The 26,307-nt window shown below is 46.5% G+C and carries 27 protein-coding genes; 21 read left to right on the top strand and 6 right to left on the bottom strand.

Features of this window, described 5'->3' with window-relative positions:
- Positions 1 to 18: 18 nt before the first annotated feature.
- From flgH to VCHENC03_RS19610, 6 genes are read left to right on the top strand one after another with little or no spacing between them, the layout of a single operon-like run.
- Positions 19 to 690 (top strand): flagellar basal body L-ring protein FlgH, encoded by a 672-nt coding sequence (gene flgH, locus VCHENC03_RS19585; RefSeq protein WP_005435900.1) that lies wholly within the window; start codon positions 19 to 21, stop codon positions 688 to 690.
- On the top strand, positions 690 to 1,811 hold the full coding sequence (locus tag VCHENC03_RS19590) for a flagellar basal body P-ring protein FlgI (protein WP_009705032.1): 1,122 nt from the start codon (positions 690 to 692) through the stop codon (positions 1,809 to 1,811). Before flgH ends, VCHENC03_RS19590 begins: the two co-directional genes overlap by 1 nt.
- A 10-nt stretch (positions 1,812 to 1,821) precedes the next feature.
- The gene (locus VCHENC03_RS19595) at positions 1,822 to 2,370 is read left to right on the top strand and encodes a rod-binding protein (protein WP_009705031.1); all 549 of its coding nucleotides are present in this window, start codon (positions 1,822 to 1,824) and stop codon (positions 2,368 to 2,370) included.
- The gene (gene flgK / locus VCHENC03_RS19600; protein WP_009705030.1) at positions 2,371 to 3,744 is read left to right on the top strand and encodes a flagellar hook-associated protein FlgK; all 1,374 of its coding nucleotides are present in this window, start codon (positions 2,371 to 2,373) and stop codon (positions 3,742 to 3,744) included. It abuts the gene before it with no gap.
- A 12-nt stretch (positions 3,745 to 3,756) separates the two neighbouring features.
- Complete coding sequence (gene flgL, locus VCHENC03_RS19605) at positions 3,757 to 4,656, top strand: flagellar hook-associated protein FlgL (protein WP_005432410.1); 900 nt, start codon at positions 3,757 to 3,759, stop codon at positions 4,654 to 4,656.
- Between the two features lie 11 nt (positions 4,657 to 4,667).
- Complete coding sequence (locus VCHENC03_RS19610) at positions 4,668 to 5,708, top strand: flagellin (RefSeq protein WP_009705029.1); 1,041 nt, start codon at positions 4,668 to 4,670, stop codon at positions 5,706 to 5,708.
- Between the two features lie 124 nt (positions 5,709 to 5,832).
- On the opposite strand, the gene VCHENC03_RS19615 is transcribed toward VCHENC03_RS19610, so the two are convergent.
- Positions 5,833 to 8,562 (bottom strand): DUF2339 domain-containing protein, encoded by a 2,730-nt coding sequence (locus VCHENC03_RS19615; protein ID WP_032802171.1) that lies wholly within the window; start codon positions 8,560 to 8,562, stop codon positions 5,833 to 5,835.
- Between the two features lie 224 nt (positions 8,563 to 8,786).
- On the opposite strand from VCHENC03_RS19615, the gene VCHENC03_RS19620 reads away from it, so the two are divergent.
- Positions 8,787 to 10,580, top strand: coding sequence for a cation:proton antiporter (locus VCHENC03_RS19620; protein WP_009705027.1), 1,794 nt, complete (start codon positions 8,787 to 8,789; stop codon positions 10,578 to 10,580).
- A 249-nt stretch (positions 10,581 to 10,829) separates the two neighbouring features.
- On the top strand, positions 10,830 to 11,849 hold the full coding sequence (fni, locus tag VCHENC03_RS19625) for a type 2 isopentenyl-diphosphate Delta-isomerase (protein ID WP_032802170.1): 1,020 nt from the start codon (positions 10,830 to 10,832) through the stop codon (positions 11,847 to 11,849).
- Positions 11,850 to 11,921: 72 nt separating this feature from the next.
- Here the strand turns inward: fni and VCHENC03_RS19630 are convergent, their stop codons facing one another.
- Positions 11,922 to 12,809 (bottom strand): LysR family transcriptional regulator, encoded by an 888-nt coding sequence (locus VCHENC03_RS19630; protein ID WP_009705025.1) that lies wholly within the window; start codon positions 12,807 to 12,809, stop codon positions 11,922 to 11,924.
- A gap of 151 nt (positions 12,810 to 12,960) precedes the next feature.
- On the opposite strand from VCHENC03_RS19630, the gene VCHENC03_RS19635 reads away from it, so the two are divergent.
- Entirely contained in the window at positions 12,961 to 13,398 is a 438-nt protein-coding gene (locus VCHENC03_RS19635) for a PACE efflux transporter (RefSeq protein ID WP_009705024.1), read from the top strand.
- A gap of 117 nt (positions 13,399 to 13,515) precedes the next feature.
- Positions 13,516 to 13,779 carry a DUF3012 domain-containing protein gene (locus tag VCHENC03_RS19640; RefSeq protein ID WP_005435930.1) on the top strand — a complete coding sequence of 88 codons (264 nt, stop codon included), beginning with the start codon at positions 13,516 to 13,518 and terminating at the stop codon, positions 13,777 to 13,779.
- A 31-nt stretch (positions 13,780 to 13,810) separates the two neighbouring features.
- Here the strand turns inward: VCHENC03_RS19640 and VCHENC03_RS19645 are convergent, their stop codons facing one another.
- Positions 13,811 to 14,425, bottom strand: coding sequence for a mechanosensitive ion channel domain-containing protein (locus VCHENC03_RS19645; RefSeq protein ID WP_009705023.1), 615 nt, complete (start codon positions 14,423 to 14,425; stop codon positions 13,811 to 13,813).
- Between the two features lie 512 nt (positions 14,426 to 14,937).
- On the opposite strand from VCHENC03_RS19645, the gene VCHENC03_RS19650 reads away from it, so the two are divergent.
- Positions 14,938 to 15,660 carry a TerC family protein gene (locus tag VCHENC03_RS19650; RefSeq protein WP_009705022.1) on the top strand — a complete coding sequence of 241 codons (723 nt, stop codon included), beginning with the start codon at positions 14,938 to 14,940 and terminating at the stop codon, positions 15,658 to 15,660.
- A gap of 21 nt (positions 15,661 to 15,681) precedes the next feature.
- Here VCHENC03_RS19650 and VCHENC03_RS19655 read toward each other — a convergent pair whose 3' ends face one another.
- Entirely contained in the window at positions 15,682 to 17,166 is a 1,485-nt protein-coding gene (locus VCHENC03_RS19655) for a winged helix-turn-helix domain-containing protein (RefSeq protein WP_009705021.1), read from the bottom strand.
- Positions 17,167 to 17,665: 499 nt separating this feature from the next.
- Between VCHENC03_RS19655 and VCHENC03_RS19660 the strand changes: the two genes are divergently transcribed.
- The 6 genes from VCHENC03_RS19660 to VCHENC03_RS19685 all read left to right on the top strand — a co-directional run bounded on the left by VCHENC03_RS19660 (position 17,666) and on the right by VCHENC03_RS19685 (position 21,335).
- Positions 17,666 to 18,145 carry a porin gene (locus VCHENC03_RS19660; protein ID WP_009705020.1) on the top strand — a complete coding sequence of 160 codons (480 nt, stop codon included), beginning with the start codon at positions 17,666 to 17,668 and terminating at the stop codon, positions 18,143 to 18,145.
- A 167-nt stretch (positions 18,146 to 18,312) separates the two neighbouring features.
- Positions 18,313 to 18,714 carry a GFA family protein gene (locus tag VCHENC03_RS19665; protein WP_005435931.1) on the top strand — a complete coding sequence of 134 codons (402 nt, stop codon included), beginning with the start codon at positions 18,313 to 18,315 and terminating at the stop codon, positions 18,712 to 18,714.
- A 156-nt stretch (positions 18,715 to 18,870) separates the two neighbouring features.
- A complete protein-coding gene (locus VCHENC03_RS19670) occupies positions 18,871 to 19,584 on the top strand; it encodes a class I SAM-dependent methyltransferase (RefSeq protein WP_009705018.1) in 714 nt (237 codons plus the stop codon).
- 302 nt (positions 19,585 to 19,886) lie between these two features.
- Positions 19,887 to 20,132 (top strand): hypothetical protein, encoded by a 246-nt coding sequence (locus tag VCHENC03_RS19675; RefSeq protein WP_009705017.1) that lies wholly within the window; start codon positions 19,887 to 19,889, stop codon positions 20,130 to 20,132.
- A 140-nt stretch (positions 20,133 to 20,272) separates the two neighbouring features.
- A complete protein-coding gene (locus VCHENC03_RS19680; protein WP_009705016.1) occupies positions 20,273 to 20,725 on the top strand; it encodes a hypothetical protein in 453 nt (150 codons plus the stop codon).
- A gap of 187 nt (positions 20,726 to 20,912) precedes the next feature.
- A complete protein-coding gene (locus tag VCHENC03_RS19685; RefSeq protein WP_009705015.1) occupies positions 20,913 to 21,335 on the top strand; it encodes a hypothetical protein in 423 nt (140 codons plus the stop codon).
- A 106-nt stretch (positions 21,336 to 21,441) separates the two neighbouring features.
- Here VCHENC03_RS19685 and VCHENC03_RS19690 read toward each other — a convergent pair whose 3' ends face one another.
- Positions 21,442 to 22,239 (bottom strand): aminoglycoside 6-adenylyltransferase, encoded by a 798-nt coding sequence (locus VCHENC03_RS19690; protein WP_009705014.1) that lies wholly within the window; start codon positions 22,237 to 22,239, stop codon positions 21,442 to 21,444.
- 243 nt (positions 22,240 to 22,482) lie between these two features.
- Here VCHENC03_RS19690 and VCHENC03_RS19695 point away from each other — a divergent pair, with 243 nt between their 5' ends.
- Complete coding sequence (locus VCHENC03_RS19695; RefSeq protein ID WP_009705013.1) at positions 22,483 to 22,893, top strand: DUF1330 domain-containing protein; 411 nt, start codon at positions 22,483 to 22,485, stop codon at positions 22,891 to 22,893.
- 558 nt (positions 22,894 to 23,451) lie between these two features.
- On the opposite strand, the gene VCHENC03_RS19700 is transcribed toward VCHENC03_RS19695, so the two are convergent.
- Complete coding sequence (locus tag VCHENC03_RS19700) at positions 23,452 to 24,216, bottom strand: transporter substrate-binding domain-containing protein (protein WP_009705012.1); 765 nt, start codon at positions 24,214 to 24,216, stop codon at positions 23,452 to 23,454.
- A 182-nt stretch (positions 24,217 to 24,398) separates the two neighbouring features.
- Between VCHENC03_RS19700 and VCHENC03_RS19705 the strand changes: the two genes are divergently transcribed.
- The 3 genes from VCHENC03_RS19705 (at position 24,399) to VCHENC03_RS19715 (ending at position 26,303) form a co-directional block, all read left to right on the top strand.
- On the top strand, positions 24,399 to 24,614 hold the full coding sequence (locus VCHENC03_RS19705) for a TIGR02450 family Trp-rich protein (RefSeq protein WP_005435943.1): 216 nt from the start codon (positions 24,399 to 24,401) through the stop codon (positions 24,612 to 24,614).
- A gap of 118 nt (positions 24,615 to 24,732) precedes the next feature.
- Entirely contained in the window at positions 24,733 to 25,110 is a 378-nt protein-coding gene (locus tag VCHENC03_RS19710) for a PH domain-containing protein (RefSeq protein WP_005435945.1), read from the top strand.
- A gap of 434 nt (positions 25,111 to 25,544) precedes the next feature.
- Positions 25,545 to 26,303, top strand: a complete 759-nt coding sequence (locus tag VCHENC03_RS19715) for a PhzF family phenazine biosynthesis protein (RefSeq protein ID WP_083481804.1) — start codon at positions 25,545 to 25,547, stop codon at positions 26,301 to 26,303.
- Positions 26,304 to 26,307: the final 4 nt, after the last annotated feature.

Raw genomic sequence — 26,307 nt, 5'->3', positions numbered from 1 at the left:
ATGATGAAGGAAAAAGCAATGAAATGGCTTTCGAAGAGTTGGGCAGTTGCCGTCGTGTTGCTGGTGGGATGTGCAGGGCGTCAGGAGTTTATTCCACCTGAGCCAAACACAGAGGAATACGCGCCGCCAGTGCTGGATTACACCTTGCCAGAAGCCAAATCCGGCAGCCTTTATCGTCACCAATACACTATGACGTTATTCCAAGACCGTCGCGCTTACCGAGTGGGCGATGTCTTGACTGTGCAGCTTTCTGAAGAGACCGAGTCGAGCAAGAAAGCGGGCACCCAGTTTGGTAAAAGCTCTACCGTTGACTTTGCTACGCCAACTATTGGCACCAAAACCATAGATGAGTTGGGCGTGAGTATTGATGGCAGTCGTAATTTCGATGGCAGCGCATCTAGCTCGCAAGGCAACAAGTTACAAGGCGCGATCACCGTGACGGTGCATGAGGTACTGCCAAATGGTGTACTTCGCATTAGCGGTGAAAAGTGGCTCCGACTCAACCAAGGCGACGAGTTTATTCGCCTAACAGGTATTGTGCGTGTTGATGATATCAACCGCAGCAACCAAGTGTCTTCTCAACGTATTGCGGATGCTCGCATTACCTACGCTGGTCGTGGCGCATTAGCCGACAGCAACGCAGCCGGGTGGCTGACTCAGTTCTTCAACAGCCCATGGGTACCATTCTAATGAAGCCAATCAACGCATTCTTTACCTCTTTCCTATTGGCTCTGACCTTGGGACTTCCTGCCACTTCACATGCCGAAGTGGAAATTCCGATCATGGACTTGGTGGATGTACAGGGCATCCGAGAAAACCAATTGGTCGGTTACGGTTTAGTGGTGGGCTTGGCCGGTCAAGGCGACCGTAACCAAGTGAAATTCACCGCTCAATCGATTACTAACATGCTGCGCCAATTTGGGGTTCAGATTGATGACAGCATGAACCCGAAATTACGTAACGTGGCGTCGGTAAGTGTTACCGCATCCGTTGACCCAATGGCGGGACCGGGTCAAACACTAGACGTAGTAGTTTCTTCTATCGGCGATGCGAAAAGCTTACGCGGCGGCACGTTACTGCTCACACCACTACGCGGTATCGATGGCGAAGTGTATGCCATTGCTCAAGGTAGCGTGGTTGTTGGTGGTCTGTCAGCCGAAGGCAGAAGCGGCTCTAAAGTAGAAGTGAACACGCCAACTGCGGGTCGCATTCCAAACGGAGCAACGCTAGAGCGAGAAATCGAAACCGACTTTAACCAACGCGATGAAATTACTCTGAACTTGCGTAAACCAAGCTTCACAACGGCGAAAAACATCGCCCGTGAAATCAACAATACTTTTGGTCCAAACGTAGCGAAAGCGATCAACAAGGCGCGTGTCGAAATGCGTGCGCCGATGGACACCCAGCAGCGTGTCACCATGATGTCGATGTTGGAAGAAATGAGCGTGGAAGAAGGTCGAAAACCAGCTCGAATCGTCTTCAACTCACGTACGGGTACGGTGGTGATTGGTAAGAACGTTAAGGTTGGTGAAGCGGCAGTAAGCCACGGCAACTTAACTGTTCGAATCTCCGAATCTCAACAAGTAAGCCAACCGAACGCATTTGCTGATGGTGAAACCAAAGTCGTGGATCAAACTCAAATCGAAGTAAACGAAGAGCAAGCGCAGATGGTGATTTGGCCTCCGGGTACGGAACTAAACACCATCGTCAACGCCGTAAACAGCTTAGGCGCAACGCCAACGGATCTGATGTCGATTCTACAAGCATTGAACGAAGCAGGCGCGCTGAATGCTGAGCTTGTGGTGATTTAAGGAGTTAGCGATGAAGTTAGATACGAGCGGCGATCAAGCACAACTCAATACCATGCTGTATCACGACAACAGCGCCCTAGCGAGCATCAAGAAAAGCCGCGATCAAGAAGGTGCTCTTGAAGTGGTTGCGGGTCAATTCGAGGCGATGTTCCTACAAATGGTGCTACGTCAAATGCGCAGCAGCAGTGATGTATTGGCCGACAAAGACAGCCCATTCGCTAGCCAACAACAAGGCGTGTTTCGTGATATGTACGATGGGCAATTGGCGATGGAGTTGGCGAAAAAACAGAACTCCGGTATCGCCAATATGCTGATCCAGCAACTGAGCCCTTCAATGCGTGAAGTGGCGTTCGACCAAGCACGAAATGTCTCTCCGGCGAACGATGGAAAAGTGGTCAACCTTGAACGCGCATCACAACTTGAAAACGATGAAATCGCGATGAAGACCGATGTAGTTAATCCCACGCTGCAAGCGGTCGCCTCTGTTAAACAAGTGCTCGGTGAAGCCGGAATGACGACCGCGTTTACTCAGCCGCTGATCAGGAAAATGGAGCTGTAAATGAACCTTGTTAATATCGCCCTTTCAGGCTTAAACGCGAACCGTGTAGCGTTGGATGTGACCGCGCAAAACGTGGCAAACATCAACACGCCCGGATACAGCCGCCAACAAGCGCTAACCGCGTCTGTCGGTGACGGTAAGTACAACAAGCTCAGCCCAGGCATGGGTGTTGAAGTGACAAGTATTCGCCGTGTCACTGACCAGTTCTTGGTGAAGCAAACGTGGTCTACCAACAGTTTAGCTGCGTATTCTGCTGGGTATACCACCGCCATGAGCCAGCTTGAGAATACGCTTGGCGCGGATGGTTTTAGCGTTTCTGCGGGGTTAGATTCCCTTAATGCTGCGCTTAACGATGCCACAGTAAAACCAGAATCAATCCCATACCGTCAGCAGATCATCAATGAATCGGAAGCGTTGGCGCGTCGTTTCAATACGTTAACTGAGTCCCTTCATAATCAGCATAAAGACATGAGTGACCAGCGCACTGCGGCGTTGAACCATGCCAATAGCTTGATGGCGAACATTGCGGATGTGAACAAGCAGATCGTAGAGATGCAAGGCACAGGCGGCAATCCGGCTCAATTGATGGACACTCGCGATGTGCTGATTGGCGAGCTTTCTCAAATCGTTGAAATCAAAACTACCGACCAACCAGACGGCAGCATGCAGGTGACACTCGCTTCTGGTCAGCCTTTGGTAATGGGTTCGAATTATGGTCAGCTGACAGCGAAGCCAGATCCAAGCGACCCATATCTTGCGGATTTGAGTGTCGATTTCGCCTCGCAAAGCTTTGTCATTGACCACTCGGTAGGCGGTAAGTTGGGTGCGATTAACGATTATCAAACCGATGTGCTTAAGCCAAACCAAGTCGCTTTGGATGACATGGCAAAAGCATTGGCGGATGAATACAACGCTGTGCTGGCGACAGGGCAAGATCTTAACGGCAATCCGGGCAAGCCATTGTTTAGCTACGATCCAGCAAACCCAGCAGCGAGTCTAACCATTACCGATATCAGCGCGGAAGAATTAGCGTTCTCCAGTGATGGCACTCCGGGTAATGCCGATGTGTTGAATGACCTAATTCAACTGAGCAATAAGCCGGTCTCAGTCACTGGCTATGGCTCGCTGAGCTTAAACGATGCGTTCACCGCAATGGTCGGTGAAACGGCGATCAAAGCCCGCCAAGCAGAAGCGGATTATGAAGCTAAAGCGGCAATGAACAAACAAGCGCATGCCGCGCGCGACAACGTCAGTGCGGTGAACAGTGATGAAGAAGCGGCGAATCTGATGACATTCGCTAACGCACACAACGCCAACATGAAAGTCATTAGCACCGCTAATCAGCTTTTCGACTCTGTATTGCAGTTATTCTAAAAGGAACCCGAGATGCGAATCAGTGACAGTCAATTTAGCCAAATGATGCTGCAAAGCCTGCAAACCAACAACGCAGGTTTGGGGCATGTTCTTCAACAAATGGCCACGGGTGACCGACTAACCAAGCTTTCTGACGATCCTATGGCGTCGATAAAGCTACTGAACCTTGAACGTGAAAACAGCGCGATCGGCCAGTACCAGAGTAATATCGCCAATCTGAAAACCACACTTTCTGCTCAAGAAACCCATTTGGATTCGGTCAACGAGAGCTTGAAGAGTGTGCGTGATTTGGTGCTTTGGGGCGCGAACGGCACATTAACCGATGAAGACCGTAGCGGCATGATCATTGAGCTAAAAAGCTACCGTGATTCGATTGAATCTTCATTCAACGCGCAAGACGAAGAAGGCCACTACCTGTTTTCTGGTACTCAGACGGACACGCCTGCGGTGAGTAATGCAGGCGGTGCGTACCAAGTTGATGGTAACAGTGACAAGCGCGTGGTAACCGTTGCGAAGGGCGTGACCATGGATTCCAACATGACGGCAAAAGAGATTCTGGAGCTTGGCGGTGGCGATAATGTATTGAACCAAATCGATGCTTTGATTGCAGAATTTGAGAACCCGAGTCCGAATTTTCAAGCGGAAGTAGACGCTAGCTTATCTGCCATTGATGATACCTTGGCGAACGTACTGGGGGCGATGACAGAAATTGGTGGTCGCCATAACAACCTCGACCTAATGGACAGCGCGCACGGTGAAAACAAGCTGTTCGTTGATAAGGTGACCAGTGACTTATCTGCATTGGATTACGGTGAGGCGTCAGTACGTTTGAGCAACTACATGGCGGCGTTACAAGCAACGCAAGCTAGCTACGTGAAGATCAACGATCTCAACCTGTTTGATCGTATTTAAGGAAGTTTTATATGGTGATGAGCACAGTAGAGGTAAGACCCCATAGCATACGCTTAGGTGGGCAAGAACAAGCCTCTATCATGCCAACCCGCTCAGCGGATTCGAGCAGTGCGATTAAGCCGCGTCCTACGCAAGTTCAGGCTGACACCGCGTCAGCCTATTCCGTTTCTGGCATTCAGCTTACTCAAGGTCAGCAACAAGCAACAGCGGTGCAAATTGCCTCTAAGTCGTTGCAAGTGATTGGTAAAGAGCTGACTCAAATCAAGCGAGGTTTGACCCAAGCTATCAACCAAGGTGTGCAGAATGTTACCGGTCTGCAAGAAGGGCTAGTACGTTCTAAAGCATCGATTCAACAAGTGGTTGAACAGGCGCGCTTTGACGGGCAGAAAGTGATTGATAACGAACTGCACCTCAAACTGGATAAAGCGGATATTCGCCGTTTCTCCATTCCCGGTTTGAATGTGCATCGTTTGAGTGAGAAAGCCGAGCAAATCCGCTTAGATTTTCCCCAAGGCCAATCGGTGATGATTCAATTTGATGGTCAAGCCGACGGCGCGCGCACCGTGAAAATGCTCGACCGCAGTTTGATTGCGATGGGCATGCGAGCATCACTGGCAGAAGACGGCACCATTTTGTTTGAAGCGCGCGATACCGCATATCAACAAATGCAGCAAAAGGTGCTAGTGACGGGCGAAGGTCATCGTTTTCCTGCAGGGCAAGCGAATGTTCTGAACCTAAAATCAGAACCGGATGGCATCGCTGAGTTGAGCTTTGATTTAGGCTCTCGTGATGGCATTAAGCAAACCATCGCCAAAGTGAATCAGCATATAAGGCAGGTACAAACCAGCTTGGAAGAAGCCAAAGCGTTTCACGGAGAATTGAACTCCCAAATGCGTACAGTGCAGAGCCAATCCAAGCAGTTAAGTGCTGCTGATGTGAATGCGAAACTCGATGGCTTTATGGCCACTTCCGGTCAGTTTAGCTCGACGTTCCAAGCACTGAATGCACAAGCGAATGTTCGTCGTCATACGGTTGTGGCGCTGCTGAAATAACTCTTTATTTGAAATAGACCCGGTTGAAATAGCGCTTTAAGAACACTCCAAGATTCCCTTCTCAATTCGCCAGTGGTTGCGTAACCCAGAAAAGAGTTGGGAATCACCTTTCTTATCTTGAACTCTATTCCACTTGCTCTGAAGGTTCCGCGACCGAGCGATGGAGTTTTTGGAATAACCAGCCTAATCCAATCAGTGATGCACCTAGGCCCAAGAAGCTGATCGCACGCCAGAAGCCATCCAAGGAGCGAACATCCCACAAGAACACCTTAAGCGCGACGCAAGCCAACACGGCTAGGCCAATGCGTTGAATCGTCATTGCTTTGCGGGTTGCGCCAACCCAAGTCAGCAAGCCGCCGACAATCAAACCAGCAATTGAGTAAGTAAACAGCTCTGCCATGCCGGTCGGTTGCGCTAGCGTCATAGAGATAGGTTGCCAGAACTGGCGAATCGACATACCTAGCCAAATGGCTGCCAAGATAAGACCAAAGCTGGCGACCACAGGGCGAGGGATCTGCAACGTGTTCCAACGCTTGTAAGTGGTTACTAGCAAAACAATCGCAGGCAGCAACCAGCCAAGAGACAGCATGTTGAACACAGGCATGGATTCAGCGGAAACATTATTGACCATCAGCGGTGATTCAAGGCTATTGAGCAACATCATCAGCACAACAAAAGCGCCCCAAAGTAGATAGCTGTATGCCTGATAAACGCGTTCTAGTTGCTGTGCAAACTGACTGCGATAGCTGTAAACCAACCCCATCACTAATGCTTGGTTAGCAAACACAATCGCCGAAGTGAAATCGATGTAGCCCAGGTAACCGTATTGCCCTGTGAGCCAGTAGTTGGTTTGGGTGAACACCGCCATCAAGAACACGTGTAAAAACGCCCCTTCAAACCAATTGGCGAGTTCTGTATCTGAGCGATGTAACACAGTGCGAGCGTAAGCAAGAATCGCCAAAGAAGGCAGGTAACTTATCAGCACCCAAGCCCAGTGTCCCGCATTGACGGGCTGCCACTCTGGAATAAACGGTAACAGCGTTAGACGTACGACTAAGATGCCCATGGCGACTTTGACTGCCCAACTCGCAGGGCGGAAAACATTGGCTTGAGTCTGCAACGCCATAACCGCCACTTGAATCGAAATAGCTGTCGTGAGCCATGTGTCATTCAGCCAAACGAAAGCGGTTCCGGCAATGATGGCATGCATGATTGCAGAGCATTCCAGTGCCAACGCTTTGAATCTTTGTCCAAGCAAGGCGTAGTAAACCGCAACTGCAGCGGTGAAGAGTGTCCAACCCAGAACATGACGGCTCATGAACTCGTAGGTGTAGAGCAAGGTAATCAAGGTCATTACAGGGGCAAGCACAAGGAAGAGGATGCCCGTTAGTTGAGAGCGGTCACCTGCGAGTGTCTGTAATAATGTTCTCAGTGCAATCAACACGATACTAATGCCGAGCGCGACCAGTACTGGCGTTTGCCCTTCAGCCATGTAGATAGATTCAAGCGCAATAGAAAGCAGCATGATCGCGGTAGAAGGCACCAATATCGATGGTAGATAGACTCTTAATGACCAAGTTTTACGAATGCCGGGTAGCCAAATCATGGCAGTAAAGAAGGCATAGAAGTAAATCATCTCAGCGGTATCAACGTTAGACATGCGAGCTAATGCCGACAGCACTAATAATGTCATCGCGAGAGCAATACCTGTCGGTGGATGCGTCCATCTGCCTTGGCAATGACGGTAACGTGGTTTGAGTATCCAACCCATTCTTGGCACCGCAAACAGCAGGTACAAACTCAGAGAGAGGAAGACCGCAAGCCATGAGAAAAGTTGTTCTATTGGCATGCTCTCAATCAGCAACAACATCCACAAAATATGCGGCACGGTAATCGATGGTGAAATCCAAGCGTGTCGGATCTTTTGCATCAGTAGCGTTGCGGCAACTGAAATCGCAGTGATGTAGCCCGAGAGTAGGTAATAGTTGGGCTCTGCACCGCCAATCCAAAGTGGTGCTGAATAGCCACCGATTAAGCCGAGCACGGCCATCAAAGGCCCTTGGCGTAGAGAAAGCGCTAAGCTCGAAAATGCTGCGCCCGCCAAGATCACCAGTGACGCACTTGGCGATAAGAGTTGATAGAAGACAAACGCAAAGATCACCGTGCAGTAGATGCCAGTTAACCCTGTTCCGGTGATGGCGGCAGGAACGTAAGTAAAGCCTTTCGCTCGTCCTGCTCGGTCTGGGGATTTCTGCTCGCGGCGATGGAACCATTCACCTGCTATCACGGTAGCAAGAGAAATAGAGAATGCGATGGTCACGCGCATGATTGGTGAGAACTCAATGTGACTGCCAATCACTTGTACAAGGTAACCACCACCAATCAACATAGCGAGCGCGCCAACCCAAACCAACCAGTTTTCTTGGATGTTGGTCAGCAGCTTATTGGCTTGTTTCTCAAATACGGATTCACTGCTTTGCGCCAGACCACCTATGTGCACTTCATCGAGTGACGGGAGGCTAGGCTCGACAATTGGCGGTGGTACTTCTTTAGCAGCTAGAGGCGCAGAGGTAGACTCTGAGACCAGTGTTGGCTTTGAATCTGATTTAAGCGTCGGAACACTAGGTTGTGCGGGCTGTTCTGGCGACGCCTGTTGTGGTTGAGAGGCGTGTTGCTCGGGTTCTGGAGTCGGCGGTGTCTCTCTCTCAAACCAACGCGCGCGCAGTTCTGCCAGTTCTTTATGAAGCTGAGATACTTCGTCTTCGAGCCTCGATATTCGACCAACTGCTTTCAATGTGATGAGTAAGGCGCAAACCGCCAAGATAACCGCCAATGAGATAAACAACTGCTGCACTCCCTGTCCTTGTTTCAGAATCCTTAACTTTGAGCAACTTAGCTAAGCTTAGTTCACTGTGTGCCAAGCTAACGGGATATACAACACAGACCGATAATTTTGAGAGAGAGTCGCATATTTGAACGAAAACTGGCGGAGCGTTCACTCTAAACTAATCTTTTTTATAGAGTTAATCGGTTTTGGGCGAAAGCTCACCAGAACAATAACAAATTAGGTGATGATAAATGCAAGTGGGCAACGAAGCGCTGGTGCTGTCGGCGGTTGGGGTAATAGGTTTAGGTTGTCAGTGGTTAGCGTGGCGAATGCGCTTACCTGCCATTCTGTTCTTGCTATTAGCAGGGATCATTGTTGGGCCGATCCTGCAATGGCTCAATCCAGACGACATTCTTGGGGATTTACTCTTTCCCTTAGTTTCTCTCGCCGTGGCGGTGATTCTGTTTGAGGGCAGTTTAACCCTTAACTTTAAAGAGATTCGTGGCGTGAGCGGTTCGGTGTGGAGCATTGTGTCTGTTGGCGCGATCATCTCTTGGGTGGCTACCAGTGTGGCGACGCATTATTTCCTTGATTTTACTTGGGAGCTTGCGATTTTGTTCGCCAGTTTAACCGTCGTGACTGGTCCAACGGTGATTGTGCCGTTGCTGAGAACCGTGCGCCCAAGTTCCAAACTGGCCAATATCCTGCGCTGGGAAGGTATCTTGATCGACCCATTGGGCGCGTTGTTTGTGGTGATGGTGTACGAATTCATCGTCTCGCACAATGCCGTTAACAGTGTTGAAGTGTTTGGCACTATCATTGCGGTGGGCTTGATCCTCGGTGTCGCTTCTGGTGCTGCGGTGTCTACCGTGCTGCGCAGAGCTTGGTTGCCAGAATACCTTCAGCCCTTTGCGGTATTGATGGTGGTGCTCGGTGTATTCTCGATTTCTAACCAAATGGAATCGGAAGCAGGTCTATTGACCGTTACTGTGATGGGCATGTGGCTGGCGAACGCCAAGGGCATCAATATTCAGCAAATTCTGCACTTTAAAGAGCACTTAACCATCTTGTTGATCACCGGTTTGTTCATCTTCCTAGCAGCACGCATCAGTCTTGATGATTTTGCGGCGCTTGGTAGCGGTGCGGTGTTGCTGTTTGTTTTCATGCAGTTGGTGTCGCGTCCACTTTCGATTTTCGCTTCAACCATTCGCAGTAACTTAACCTTCAAAGATAAGCTTTTCCTCTCGTGGGTTGCGCCGCGCGGTATCGTGGCGGCGTCCATCTCATCCCTGTTTGCGATCAAGCTGACGGAATATGGTATTTCAGAAGCCATGCTGTTGGTGCCAATGACCTTCATGGTGATCATCGGCACGGTGGTGCTGCAAAGTGCGACGGCGCGTCCTATGGCTAAAGCGTTGGGTGTGGCTGAGCCAGCACCAAGAGGTTTCCTACTGATTGGTGCAAACCGAGTGGCGCAAGAGATAGGTAAAGCGCTGGCGAGATACGATCGTAAAGTTCTGCTCACCGATTCGAACTGGGACTACATTAGCCAAGTTCGCATGCTGGGCCTAGACCATTACTACGGAAACCCGATCTCTAGCCATGCTGATGACAACCTGAATCTGATTGGCATTGGGCAAGTGGTGGCGCTAACGCCAGACCAACACTTTAATATTATGGCTTGTATGCAATTTGTCGGCGAGTTTGGCGAAGATAAAGTACATTGCCTGCAGAAAACCAAATCTAACGGCAATGAAAAACACTCGGTTGCAGAAGAGTATCACGGCAAATTATTGATGGGCGGCAACGTCAGTTATACCCAAATGGCGAGTTTGCTGAGCCAAGGTGCAGAAATCAAACACACTAAGTTGAGTGAGAGCTTCACCTACCAAGATTACCTTGAGCACCACAAAGACAATTTGGTGATTCCGCTTTTTCATGTTGAAGAGAAAGGCAAAATTCAATTCTGTGATGATCCGGACCAGTTCACACCACCTACAACCAGCACGGTGGTGGCGCTTATTCAATCCGTCGAGACTCAATAGTCTAAATGACATCTAGAACTGCCACTCTTGGCACATCGGAGTGGCAACATTGTTAATCGTTACCCAAGCTTAATAGAGCAGTGAGGCGCAGTGTTTTAAACGCTGCTCCTTAATATGATTCCTTAGTCATAAGGCCAGAGCCCACAAGGCTCGATTCGGTAAATAAATTGTTCAATTTCCGAATTTTCGCATTGACGGCAATGACAAGGATCGCAATACTGCGCGACTGTTTTACTTTAGGGTGACATTATGGCTCCGCAATCTAATCGAAAAGACTTACATCTAGACGCTGTTTTACATCATGACATGAACATGAAAAGCAAAACGGCGGGCTTTGAGTCTGTCGAATTTGAGCATTGCGCATTGCCTGAATGTGACTTTAACGCCATCGATCTTTCGAGCGAGTTTCTTGGTCACTCATTGGCGCTGCCGTTTTTGATCAGCTCCATGACGGGTGGCGCAAAAGATGCAGAGATCATCAACTGTCGTTTGGCAGAAGCGGCCAGTGAAATGGGCATTGCGATGGGAGTCGGCTCGCAGCGCGTGAGCTTAGAAGACAGCCTACATTCAGGTTTGGGCAAAACCATTCGTGATCTTGCTAAAGGCGTGCCTTTGTATTCCAACTTGGGTGCCGCTCAACTGAGAGACAAGCAACGCCTCGACAACGCCCAACGTGCGGTCGACTTCATCCAAGCGGACGCTTTATTCGTGCATCTCAACCCTATGCAAGAAGCCTTTCAACAGAATGGTGACCATGATTGGATTGGCGTGCTCAAATCGATTGAGCAGTTAAAACAGCGCGTCGATGTTCCAATGATCATCAAAGAGGTCGGTTTTGGCATCAGTGGTGCGGTAGCCAAGCAACTTGTCGAAGCGGGCGTGGATGCGATTGATGTTGCGGGCGCTGGTGGCACGAGTTGGTCTGCGGTTGAAGGTTACTGCCAAACAGACAACAAGATGCAGCGCGCTGCGGAGCTATTTCGTGACTGGGGCATTCCTACGGCTAAGTGTTTAGAACAAATCCACGCTCAATACCCTAACTTACCTATAATTGCCTCTGGTGGCGTGCATAACGGCTTAGAAGCGGCAAAAGCGATACACCTTGGTGCTAGCCTTGTTGGGCAAGCTGGTGCGGTATTAAAAGCCGCAACAATCAGCACACAGTCTGTTGTCGATCACTTTGAACAAATGGCATTAGAGCTGCGTTTAGCGTGCTTTGGAACTGGCTCTGCGAATCTCCAAGCATTGACCCAAGCTCGTCGTCTTTAGCTTCAATCAGACCTAGAGATCTTCTAGGTCTCGGACAAATTCTAAAGCTTGAACCTACAAAACAGTTTTGGGCTACTCGTCCTGATAGCGATAGCTCTGCAAGGTTTTTACCAGTGCTTGCAAAACTGGGCCCATACCTCGGGTTCGAGAGACCAAGCATCCAACTGTCGTGAGCCAGCCATCAAATTCGTGCGCAACGGGCAGGGCAACTAGCTTACCGCTCTCAATCTCATTGCTGACCACTCTTTCTGGCAACAAACCCCAGCCAACGTTTTGGCACGCTAAGTCGGTTAGCGTCTGATGCGAATTAGCGAACCATAACTGAGTGCTGATGGCGTAACTGAACCAAAGTTCTTTCCTTTGTGCGCTGCGCAGTACCAGTTGGCGATGGGCTTTGAGCTCCGCATCATGAACCACCGACAGCTGTGCTAATGGGTGAGAAGGCGAAGCCACAGTGAGAAAACGAGTGTGCCCGAGGGTAAAGAAATCCATGTCCATTTTTAGCTCGCCATCAGCCAACACGATACCCACTTGCGCTTTTCCTTTTCGAATCAACTCTTCAACATCGAATGTTGGTGCGGTAATGATATCGAACTGCGTGATAGGGAATTGATCCGCCAAGCTGGCAAATTGCGCCAGTAGCGATTGGTTGATGAGAGATTCATCCACCGCAATCACTAGCTCGTGTTCGTAGGCTTGCTCTAAGGACTCGACTTTTTGGTCGAAGAATTTCTGTTGATGCAGAATGGACTGAGCGATAGGCAATAAGGCTTTACCGCTATCCGTCAATGTCGGTGTGTTTTTCTCTCGATTGAATAACTCTTGGTTAATTGCTATCTCAAGGTTAGCGACAGATTGGCTAACTCCTGATTGCGCTCGCTTTAGCTTTCTTGCGGCTGCGGAGAAGGAGCCCGTTTCGCACACGGTGACAAAGATTTTGAGTTGTTCAAAGCTGTACATTTCAATACCTAAAGAGAACTTGGATGAGACTCATCCGGAAAGCACAGTCGTAAGCTATCACTATTCGTGATGGTTGTTAACTTTCCCTTCGTTATCACGCTGTCATAATCGCCGCCACTTAACTTGTTCCATGCAAAGTTGTGAGGTTTTTATGGGAGCGTTAGAGCGTGTGTTTCACGCTGTATTATTTGAATTATTGGCAATCAGTTTATCCATTATTGGTTTGGCGTTGTTTACAGATCATGAAGTCAGTGCATTATCAGGAACCATGATAGTCGTTGCGACCATCGCGATGATTTGGAATTTCATCTTCAACTGGATATTTGATCGCTTTGCGACAGGGGCAAAAGAGAAACGTACAATCCGACTTCGAATCGTACACGTGGTGTTGTTTGAAGCGGGTTTGTTGTTTGCCACCATTCCGGCGATGGCGTGGATGCTAGAAGTCAGCATGTGGGAAGCGTTTATCATGGACGTGGGCGTGACGATTTTCATTACCCTGTATGCGTTTGTCTTCAATTACATCTATGATCATGTTCGAGCGTTTATGATGAAACGTCGAATGGCAACTTCGGTGCAGTTAGGCTGATTTAAAGGAATTTCGTCTCTTTTACGGAGCGTGAGTCGATAAATTGTCGTTGGCTTAACACGAGCGCTGATATTTTGGGTATAGTTCATTCATCAATTGAAAGTGGAACCTAAATTTATGAAAAAACTGGTAATGCTACTGCTAGCGGCAACAGCGCTAACGGCATGTTCTGACGAAGTGGGTACAGAAGCTTGGTGTAAAGACATGCGCGAAAAGCCAAAGACAGAATGGACAACAGACAACGCGGTTGATTTCGCGAAGCATTGTGTTCTGCAAGATGGCATCGGTAGCGAGCAGTGGTGTAAGAACCTAAAAGACAAGCCGAAAGGTGAGTGGACGGCAAACGAAGCGACAGACTTTGCTAAGCACTGTGTGTTCTAAATTGACCGAACAAAAATGAGAAAGCCGAGCACTATGCTCGGCTTTCTTGTATCTGAAGGTCATCAACACCGACACCAACATCGATATCTACGTCGGTGACCTTTTGTAGAGTGGGTTCAACGGCATTCTTATGGGTTCTCTTGGTGACGTTCTTTTGTAGCAAGAGGTTATTTGGGTAAGTCGAAAAGTCGCCGTCTTCATGTTTTATCAAGGTGTGAAACAAACGAATGTCTATGATCATCCCTTCAATTCCTGCGCCATCATCAATACGAATGTTATCGCCTACACGGTAAGGGAAAACGAAGAAGATAAGAAAGCTAGCGGTGATGTTGCTCAGAATTGACCACTGAGCAATAAAGCTCACACCTAGAACGGTAAACACAGAAGAAAGGAAGATCGAAAAATTCCCGTAGCCAATACCACTCACGAGCAAAAACGTAGCAAATAAGAAGACGAACAACAAAATGTTCACCGTTCTGGTAATGAATAAAATTCTTGGTGGTTTGACTTTTTTATTCCGCGCTAACGTAGTGAGTGCTTTGGTCGCGATCTTACTGAAGATTTGATAAGCCAAAATGAAAATCAGACCGAGTAGTATGTCGTAGTCACTCAGGATTTGTAGAAATTGTTCAATCGATGACAGCATTACGTTCTCCTCTTTATAGGGCGAGTGTACGGTCAACCCTCGTAAAAAGCGTCAAGTCTCTCTCAGCAAAAAATCATATCTCTCTCATGTCATTTTATAAGCCAAAGAAACCGTTTCTTTTGGTACGAATTTTTCACCTTTGGTGGTTTTGAGTTTATTTAAAGCTATGAAATTAAAGTGTTTATTTGTTTTATATTTTCTTTATCTTTTTCTAAGTGCTTTGTGATGTGGTTATGAAACGGGTGAATACAATAGCCTTCCTCTGATTAACCACAACCTTGGAGAAAGTGATGACACTTATCGCGATCAAATTGCTTTACGTGTTCTACAAAGCAATGAAAAGACGCTACTCATAATCGCGTCATTAGGGAACAACTCACCCAAAGCACCTAAGAACGGAATACAGACTTCCCCATGTTAGAGAGGGGATTTGAGCGCAAGGTAGTGCCTGCTTAGGAGAGAGTGGATATTGAATAACTATTCTTTCGTACTTTGCACAGAGAACTTAAATAATGAATCTCGACTACTTTATCGCCTTCGGCACGTTACTCATGTTAGAACTCATTCTGGGTGTCGATAACATCGTCTTTATTACCATCATGACTGAGCGTCTTCCTGCTCATTTGCGCCAACGCGTACGTAATCTCGGTATCGGTTTAGCGGTGTTAAACCGCATTGCGCTGGTATTTTCGGTATCTTGGTTGCTGTCTTGGAAAGAACCGTTTGTCGAATACCAAGGGGTATCCCTTTCTTGTAATGATCTTATCTTTATTGTCGGCGGTGCATTCCTGTTGTTTAAAGGCATCAAAGAGCTTTGGGCGTGGGTCGTGCCTATTGAAACGCCACCACATCAATTCTTTGCTGGGCAAGTTGGCACGGTAATATTGCAGATTATTGCGGTGGACGCGGTGTTTTCTCTCGATTCATTGATTATCGCGGCAAGCCTTACGCAGGACATTACCATTCTTGCTGGTGTGATCATCTCTTCAAGCGTGATTCTGATGTTGATGGCGAATAAAGTTCAGGCTGTGATTACTCGCCATCCAGGATTGAAAGTGCTCGCGCTGCTATTCCTGATTGTATTAGGTGCGCTGCTGATTGTTGAAGGGTTGGGGCTAAATATCGATAAGCACTACGTTTACAGTGCGCTTGCGTTTGGTTTGCTGCTTGAGCTATGCCATATCTTGATCAGCCGACAACCTTCTTCTCGACGTGTGGCAGGACAGTACTTCTAAACTTTAATGCGAAGCTAACCACTATGGGTTAGCTTCGCTTTTTACGCTTTGCAATTCTTTAATCATGGTGTCCAAGTTGCTGTCAAAGAACAATGGACCCGCAAGTTTCAGTGCAATTGGCGACGACGTATTTTGTGTTGCTTGCAAATACAGTTCTTTTGCCCCGCTTGTGTGACCGCGAGCTTCTTCCGCCTTCGCTAGTAATAGATAGGTTAAGGACGTTTGCTGATTGTACGGAATCGACAACAGTATTTGTGATGCCTTATCCGGATTGTCTTCCGACAGCGCCAAGATTGCGTTGGCTTCACACACTCTTGGGTTATTCCCTCGCTTCAACACCTCGGACAAAGAAGAAGAGTACTCTTTGTTCAGTGTTTCAATTACTTGCTTCTTATTCGCTTCATCTTTTGTAAATACTCTCATGACTTCACCAATGTAGCTTACCGAAATGGTGTAGGCGTTATCTGGTGCGAGGGCTTTTGCTTGACGAAAATACGCCATCGCATTTTCATAGCCAGCGTTGTTGTACAAAGCGCCCGTCCCAGACATCAAAGCTTTTACAGCTTCTGGATCTTTAGGGAAGATCGACACATTGTGTTCTAACTCTTCTTCCGGCACCTCAATGTACATCGCGCGTAGCATGTCATCGATTATGGATGGGAAAGTTTGATGAAACCGTTCAAAGTTGGTCGAGTAACGACGATTCAAATGAGTCTGCCCCGATACGCGATTGTGATACTGGAACAACAAACGCAACTTTTTACCATCGCTGCTCTTGCTGGTGGAGATGTTGAACTCTATGGCGGCGAGTTTTCTGTGTTCTTTAGATTTGACCACACGAATGTTGCTGTAAAACCCAATGTGTTCCATGAACTTAATGACGATGCCGTACAATTCTGGTCGTGCTTTCACATCCTCACTGACATTCAATACTGCATAACGAAATTCGTAATGGCTTAAGTGCCCAGTGTGTGCGTCTGGGTTCGGCGTTGAGTCGTTTGCGCTAAACAGTAAAAATGCCGCCTGGATAAGAACAATCAAAGAAAGTGCACCAATTAAGATGGGTTGTTTGCTCTTTGTAGGACGGTGCTCAACGGCCTCTATCGCGGGTTTCGAGGCTTCAGTTTGCGACTCTTCCTCTTCAATCACCTGATCTTCAGGTTTCTGTATCGCGATTTTTTCCAGTTTTACTTCGCCATCAAATCGATACCCACGCTTTGGTACGGTGACGATGCAGCTGCATTCCTGTTGGCTGTGCTTTTTCAGTACTTTTCTGAGTTCAAATACCGCTTGAGTGACCACTTGATCGGTCAATACACTGCCGCCCCACACTTGCTCGATAAGTTCATCACGCGTATGAGTCAGTCCTGGGTTCAGACACAAGAACTCAAGCAACTTTGAGAGACGGTTATCAATCGTAATGCATGAGTCAGCAAACTGTATTTGCCCCTCATTGGGCACAAAACGCCACTCATCTACGATAAAACTGATGTTTTTGTCAGGCATTCACGCTCGCTCTTCTATTTTTTATTCATCTCATTGAGTAAATGTAGTCTCAATTGAATGATTTTGCTGACAATTTAAAGCGCGAGTAACGTGATTTTCTACACATTTCGTTATCGGAATGCGGATTTCCGCTCTCAACCTCTAGTGCTTTCCTTTTTACCTAGGAAATCAACACTGAATGGAAGAAAAGTTCCAATTAATTTGTTTGTTTTATCCTCTGTTTTGATGTTTAAGGTTATGTATTTATTGGTTTTATATTTTGTTTATATGCCAGTGATGAAGTTTTATTAACTGCTGAGCTTTACGTTATGTCACAGCGGCGAAAACACAGGATGATGCATCCCATACCGCAAGTGAGGGGCGAGCTTCTTAAAAGAGAAAAGGCGCAACGTTCCCTGGAGTCACTTGCAATAAGGAAATAAAAAATCGATGCATGAGCATCACGTACTGAAGGATTAGGGAATGTTAGTCAACCTTTTATATTGAGAGTTATTAAGAAATGAAACTGAACAAATTTATTCTTCCAATCGCTGCTATCTTCTTTGCTACACAAGCTGCTGCTAACCCATACATTGGTGCTAGCTACCTATATTCTGAATACCAAGTAAAGAATGAGAACACAGACTTTAGTGATCAAAACAGCGGTTACAACCTTTACATCGGTTACCAGTTTAATGACCTACTATCGATTGAAGGTGGATATGCAGATTTCATCGATACGCACAAAGACTTCGAGCACATCTACTCTGATGCTTGGCTAGCAAGTGCGAAACTAACACTACCAATCACTATTTTCGACGTTTACGGTCGTGTCGGTATGGGTCACTTCCAAACTAACCTTGGTGACACGAACGACATCTACTACGGCGTAGGTGCAGGTGTGACATTGGGCCCAGCTCGCGTTGCACTTGAGTACACCATGTACGAAGCAAAAGTTGTTGAGAACAGCTACGCGCTAAGTGCAGAGTTCCGCTTCTAAAAAAAAGCAACGACTTGTCCTAGTTGTTTTCCACTGCGCTTATGGAAGAGTGCGGTGGTTTTCTTCGTTCCATTTTTGCAAACCTGACTTACTTGTCTTTATTTCGTCGTGTTGGACTGGCATGGTGATTCGGTAACTGACATTCCAATAAAGAGAAGGACTTAACAATGGAAGTACTCAAAGGCTCATGTCTGTGTGGCAAGGTGAAACTCGAAGTCGCGGATGAATTCAAATACATGGGCAATTGTCATTGCTCTGAATGCCGCAAATTTACCGGATCCGATTACTCGTCAGCAGGTGGCGTTGCACTGGATAAACTGATTGTGATTGAGGGCGCGGAACACATCCAAACCTATCAGAAGAGCGCCAATACCGAACTCTCATTCTGCCGTCACTGCGGCTCTAGCCTTTATTCGAAAAAGAACAACGGTATCGTCAATGTGCGCTTGGGTATTCTTGATGATGTGCCTTCCCATAAGCCAAGCTTCCATATTTTTGTCGCATCCAAAGCGCCTTGGAATGACATTACTGATGACCTCAAGCAATTCGAAGCCGAACCCAAGCTATAAGCGGGTTTGAGGCTGAGCGTCGTACCGAATCAGAAAGCATTTAAAGTTGTGAGATAGAGCCACTCAAATGAGTGGCTTTTTGCTTTTGAGTGGCAGTAATATCCGACACTATACGGATACGGTTAAACAACATCGACAGATTTTGGGAGAACATCAGTGAGCGAAGAATACAACCAAGCCATCTCTAAGCATTACGCGGCTTATCGCCCGCCGCTGCATCAAGTCATCCTACAAGCTAACTTAGGTGCGTTACCCCAGTTCCAGTTGGGATTAGATATTGGCTGCGGTACGGGCGTATCAACACTGGCATTGGCTAAATACTGTCAGCAATTGCATGGTGTGGAACCAAGCACGTCAATGATTGAGCAAACCAAACCATCAGAAGGTATTAAGTATCATGTCGGCGATGGTGAGCATGTGCCACTACCAGACAACAGTGTGGATGTCGTGACGTTTGCAGGCTCACTTTCTTACGCGAAATCTGCGGCTTTGGTGACTGAGCTTCAACGCGTTTGCCAATCTGCAGCGCGCGTTGTGGTGTACGATTTTGAAGTGTTGCTCGAAAAGCCCCTCAAGCTATTGGGCATAGAGATGGAGCTGACGGAATCCAACTATGACCACGCTATCAACTTCAGTGATTGTGACGCTTTCCAAGCGATGAAGGTTTACAAAGAGACCGTAGAGCTAGAAGTCAGCACTGAAGAGCTGGCGCATGTGCTGTTTTCTTCTTCAAAGCGTTACAACAAGTTGGTTGAGACATTCGCAGGAGACGACCCATTCGCAAACGCTGTTGAGGCTTTGAAGCAGCTTAGCCAAAAACACGTTATTCAAGCTGATACCTATTTCGCGATGTACCAGATAAACGCGTGAAGCTCACACCAATTAATGACTTACCAAGGCCGCTATCACAGTGGCCTTTTTGTTGCGTGAAACTGTGAAATACGCTCCGTTTTTCTTTTGTGTGTGAATTTGCGGTCAGATTTTGAGTAACTGTTTCATCTGTAAGTAAAACCAAAGGAAAGTGCGGTCAAACTCTAATTCTGAAGGCAGGGGCTTGTGATAGGCTCACTTCAATTATGGGGCAGAATCACCCTCAAATTAGCAAGCCTTTCTATTTGAGCATCGGGATGCTGCCTTTTTCCAGATCTGCACTGTTACCTTAGGACCCCATTATGGCGAAAGCACTAAAAATCGAATCTGGTCGTTACCTGAATATGGACCAAGTTGTTACGTTCGAACTCAGCCATGATTCCATCAAAATTACGTCGACGGTCGAGTCTTTTGCTCATGTTTATATCGGCATTGATGGAAAAACAGAATACGCCGATTGCTTTGTCTCGGTACTAGACTTTCACCGAATTAAACGTGAACTGTGTGATTACATGGGCATCGATGAGCCAACGCTATTAATTGACTGATCACTCAAAAATGACAACAAAATTACAAGTACAGTATGCGGTGTTGCAACTTGTAGTCTAACTTTTAACAACCACTGGCTAGGGTGAGCAATAACACGGCGGCGGAGATCGTCCGTTCACCAAATACAATAAGGGACGTTATGTCTGATAAATACATCTCAATGATCCAAGACTTTTTTCATGTGTTCGAAGCACTGAACCAATACGTCTTGGATTCCTACGGTGAATTGGCAGCGTGGGAAACTCAATTGGTGAGGCTTGATATTGACCAAGGTGATAAAGAAAAGTCGTATGACGTCGCGCAAGTCGCGAGCATGCTTAACTTTTCGGAAGACGCAGTAAAATCATTCTTAGTGGTATACAGCTTCTTAAGTAATAACCTTTACGATCTCATTGGTAATCGTGAGTACGAAGATTGGGGTACGGACGGCAACAGCCTGCAAGTCGAGTATTCTGATCTGACGATCGAGTCATTTGATGCAGACCAAATTGCTCCGCTGATGGAACGTCGCGTTTACTTCGAATGGACGTTTGATGCATTACAACGTACCTACGATGAAATGATGGCAATCAGCCACGGAAGAATTGCCTGACAGGTTTAATGCTTACTTAAACACCTGAGTAAACGTTAAAGCAAATACAAAAGCCGCTCATTCGTAGCGGCTTTGTTTTTGGGGCTTTCAAACGTTTCTGTTTCCTCTTCTTACAACTCTTGAATTAAAATCTACCGGCTAATCACGTATTGTGATGATTAGCGATTTACTTGTTAGAAGAACAAATATGAAAAAGACAATCTCAACAATGGTTTTAGCAATGGCACTTGTCGGCTGTGATGACGCAAGCAAAGCCATTGACCAAGCACAAGAAGCCGCAAACAAAGCGATTGATACGGTTCAAGAGCAGATGGATTCAGTAGAAGAAGCGTTTAACCTGGACCAATTTGGTGATGCTGCGGAATCTGCAGAAGAACTTGCGGCATCGGTTGAAGAAGCAATGAATGTGGATTTTAGTGACCCTGAAGCGCTTATTGAAGCGAAAGAACACATTGCCAATGCGTACGCTTGTTTGGTAGAAGCGTCTTCTGAATCGACAGTAGATAAGGTGATGGACAAAGTGATGTCATCTATCGGAAGCGAAGAAACCAAATCTCTGATTGAAGAAGGCATTGAGAAAGCACAAGCCGCAAAAGAGTGCGTGATGTAATCGCTCTCAGCGAATCAAACCGATGAAAAAGGGGATAGTGATATCCCCTTTGTTGTTTCTATCTATCGTTGTTTTTGCGTGTCGTTGTTTCTACGCTGTGCCAGCTCTACTTGCTTGTCAGCTCTTGCTGGAAGTAATCCATACAAAGCTGCTGAGCTTCCGGTTTAATACTGACTTGCTCGTTCTCTCGCAGCGACAAATACAGCTCTACGATCTTTTCAAATGCAGGAATCAGCGCTTCTCGCTCCGGCATGGCGACGGTTTGTTTTAGTTCCGCCGCAAACGCAGGCATGCGTGATTCAATCTTTCTGACGCCAGAAGGAGTCAATCCTTGTTGCTTCAGGGCTAATGGCGATATCGCAACAGAGCGCAGGAACGACAAAAATTCCGCGGCCTCAAAGTATTCCCCACGAGCAATCTTGGTTGCGCCGTAATGAACCCAAATCCAAAAGCGGTCTTCAATCCATTGTGGATCCGGTTGAGGGTAGTGAGGGTTTGCAGTCTCGAAGACTTGCGATAGCTGTCCGTCGCGTTCCCAAAGCACTTTAGTGTCATCAACACGAGTCGCAGCATCGGGTAAAGAGACAAATTTGAAATCGACATGAATCGCATCTGGCGCGTAGATTGCGATCACCAATCTTGGCTCTCCCACGTGTTCACCAGTGAAAGCCGCGACTTGACCTTCTACTTGGTCGATAAGCGAAAAGCGCTCTGCCATTATCGAATCAAAATCTTCAGGATTAATGGCGATGACCAAATCCAAATCACTGTATTTGTCCATGGAGTCAGAGGCGTAAGAGCCACTTGCACCAATGCCAAGAATGCGTGGATCAGCAGTAAATACCGCAAGAATTTTACTTAGAAGCTGTTCATGAGTTTGAGGAAGCGTGCTTGAGAATTTCATATTTTACCTATTAATCATGGTTGATATTAGAACCATCAGCAGGATGGTTAGTGCGGTAAAATTAGCGCAGCATTACAATATGGCGTGAAGCATCTTAAGAAGCAACAAAAATCGGTATGCTGACACTTTTCTCTGCGTGTTTTGCCGAATTTCAAGTGCATTTATGTCTATAGCTCTTAAAGCCATGATAGCTTGATTGTTTGCCCCGCGGCGTTTGCAGGAAACAAGACAAGGAGAGTAAGCATGGAAGTCAGTAATCGACTTTTTCCAACTGATGCACAAATGGCACATTTACATACAGATTCTGAAACTGGTCCAATTTATCTCCTTAATCTTTTTAAATACAAGGATAAAGCAGAATACTTAGACGGGAGAGTAACAGAGTTATCGGGCAAACAAGCCTACCAGCTTTATGGTCAGCCGATGATTGATGTTTTGGCAAAGTATGGTGCAGAGGTGGTGTTTTTCTCTCGAGTGACTGGACTGTTAATTGGGCAAATAGATGAGTTGTGGGATGACTTTGTGATTGTGAAATATCCGTCAAGGCAAGCGTTATTAGACATGACCTCATCAGAGGAATTTAAAGTGCTAAGTGTGCATCGAGAAGCAGGACTTGCAGGTCAGTTAAACATTGAAACTCGCATTCCTGAATGATTTAAAAACCGATCTAAAGAGGTCGGTTTTTAAACAATTTAGAAGACGAACATCGAAGAAGAGTTAAAGCCTTGCTTTATAAAGTGTTCACACTCAAAGCGAAAAGAAGTAAGAGCGGTTTTTCCATTTTCAAGCTTTCTATAATGACTTAGAGTCTTACAGTTACTATCACCAAATGCGAGGATTAACTCATTTTGTTTATTGCAATGAATTGTTGAGCCTCCCAAGTCTTGAGAATTCTGATAAACCTTACACTCTTCGAAATCTACACGTATGTTAGATACGTTTCCTTCATTAATTTTGCCTCCAGCAACTTCGTACCCATTAGATGAGTACGCACCAAAGCTAGTAAATAGTGCTGCTAAAACAATGAACCTAACCATAAATAACCCTATATTTGTTTAGTTTATTATTGACGGGATATTATTGACTTTATGTGTTTGGTTTCAATTAAACATTTAAATAGTGACGACTATTAGTGAGGGGAATTGAAGTCGCCTGTGAAGTAAAGAGCATGCAAAATGAGTGAAGTCTCACCACTTAGCATGCCCTCTCTTATTACTTCAGCGAGTTATGGTGCATGAACTGCTCGTCGATGCCTTTTAGTTTCATTTCATCCATGATGAAGTTCACTGTGTTCAATAAACGCTGTTCGCCTTTCGGAATGAGGTAGCCAAACTGACCTTTGGTGAACGGGTCTTCACAGCGAGCCGCTTCTAAACGCTCGTCCGTGACTTGATAGAACAGGCCTTCAGGCGTTTCGGTTACCATCACGTCGACTTTACCTGTTGCGACGGCTTTCGGTACGTCTAAGTTATTTTCGAAACGAGTAAAGCTGGCCTTTTGTAAATTAGCATCGGCGAAGGCTTCGTTTGTACCGCCAATATTCACACCTACACGCACAGAGGCTTGGTTTACTTTGTCTATTGTGTTGTATTGCTCGGCTTTCCCTTTAGCGACCAAGAAGCACTTACCAAACGTCATGTAACCTTGGGTTTGTTCTGCATTCAGTTGGCGTTGCATTTTGCGGGTAATACCGCCCATGGCGATGTCGTACTTATCTTGGTTCAGGTCGGTCAGAAGATCTTTCCAACTTGTGCGAACGATTTCTAACTCTACGCCGAGCTGTTTCGCGACGTGCTTCGCGACATCAATATCGTAACCAGAGTAGGTCTTGCCATCATAGTAAGAAAACGGTTTGTAATCGCCCGTTGTGCCGACACGTAACGTGCCTGATTTTTGGATATCTTCCAGCTTATCGGCTTGGGCGACACCGGAAAGCGCCATTGCTACGGAAGCAAGTAAAAGTGTTGTTTTTTTCATTGTCGTTGTTTGATGTGTTGTGTTTGTTTGAACACTCAAAGTAACAGGAAGTATCAGAAAAAGAGATCAAACCAATAAGAAAAACACGATATTGAAGAAAAAAATAGCGACATTGAATGTGATTGCATTTGCTAATTTATACGTATGAAAAGCAAACTTTTTCTTATGAATGGCAGAGCGTTATGAATCGAGTTCACCCTAAAAAGTTACTTCGCAGCAAATGGACTGCGACCGAGCCTGTAAACAAAGAGAAGCACTTCATCATTTCAGAAATGGAGTTTGATGAAGAAGGCAACGTCGTGAGATGCGTGATTGAAGCAGTTATGACCAAGCGAGAGCGCGAGCTAGATTGGCATGATTTGAAAGACACGCAACAATGGCGACAAGGATGGAAATAACCATGGTGTGATGACCAAAAACGAGATGGAGTTAGAAAAGTCACCAAAATCAATAGGCTCGTGGTAGAGACTTTGCTATTAATTGATGAGTGATTTATTTAGATTCTAAGGTAACGCCATGATCGATTTCGAAAACTCATCGATATTCAAACTTAAGCCAATTGAAATCTCAAAGGTGCGCGACGATTTCCACAAATTCTTAATTGACGGAGAGAGCATTTTCGCTGGCTTCAAAACGGTGCGTGACCAAGTGGTGTTCACCAATAAGCGCGTTATCGCAGCCAACGTGCAAGGGATTACAGGGTCAAAAGTAGACTACACTTCTCTGCCATACAGCAAGATTAATGCATTCTCGATTGAGACCTCAGGCACGCTAGATCTGGATTGTGAGATTGAATTGTTCCTCAGTGAAGTAGGGCGAGTGCGCTTTGAAATCAGAGGCTCTTTTGATCTGGTCTCGTTCAACAAGATGATCAGCGAACGCGTACTGGCTTAGACATTAGCGTAGAAACGAAAAGGAACGCCAAAGACAAGGAATCGACATGGCCAAACAAATAGCATCGACAGAGAAGCACAGCAAACCGAGCTCAACATTTTTGGCCATATTAGGGTTCACGGCAGGTGTGATATTTTATCTGATGATTCGTTAATCTGAGCTTCGATACTTAACGCTTCAGAACTCAATCACCACCTTCAAAGGGAGCCCTCACGGCTTCCTTTTTCATTCCCTTCATTTGGTTCAGACCTTTGCAGAGATAAATCGTCGCTTAAGGTCACTTAACGATATGAGTGTGCTTGCGTAATGATTTGTCGCACGATATTTTCACCTTCTGTTAGGTAAAATTAGCATTTCCATCGTTTAGGGATGTTTGCTATTACCGAGCTATGTGACGTTTGAATAGCGATATGAGGTGAGTTATCGATACCCAAATTTATGATGTATTCTGCTCTGAGGATGCGCAAGGTAATCCTTGTGGCGTAGTGTTTTTGTCTGAGTGGTTGAGTGACTCAGAGATGTTGGAGATAACTCAAAGTATCGCCCAACCTATCACTTCATTCCTTTGCTGTGTGGATGGGCGTTGGTGGATTCGTTGGTTTTCTTTGACTAGTGAAATCAACTTGTGTGGTCATGGCAGTATGGGAGCTGGCGCGGCGTTAATTGCTCATCTAAACCAACGCTCTGTTAAGTTGCACAGCAATTATGGGGATATCACCATTGCTAAGCATGGTACTCAGTACCAAATGGCTTTGCCTGCATGGGACGCAAGTCCTGTTCCTGCCAGTTTAGATTTACAGTTATTAAACTTAGAGCAATCTGGTGTGCAAGTGTTAGATGTTGTCACTACCCGAGATCTTGTGGTGGTGTTAGCGTCTGAGCAGCAAGTGAAACAGTACCAACCGGATTTTGAGCGCCTATGCCAAATCCGAGACTTTCATGCCGTGATGGTCACCGCTCAAAGTGGGCCTAACGATTATGTTTTGCGTTACTTTGCGCCAAAAATCGGCATCAATGAGGATATCGCAACAGGGTCAGCACAGTGCTCACTCGCTCCCTATTGGTTTAAGAAGTTGGATGTGGATAACCTCAACGCGAGTCAATTTTCCTCAAAAGGCGGCTTTTTCCAAGTCGCGAAACTCAGCTCTGACACGTTAGTGATATCTGCATCAGCGCGATTAAGAGAGCAGTAAGGCT

The organism is Vibrio sp. HENC-03 (assembly GCF_000305755.2).
In the GTDB taxonomy this organism is placed as follows: domain Bacteria; phylum Pseudomonadota; class Gammaproteobacteria; order Enterobacterales; family Vibrionaceae; genus Vibrio; species Vibrio owensii.
This window is presented reverse-complemented; position numbering and strand designations above follow the sequence as displayed.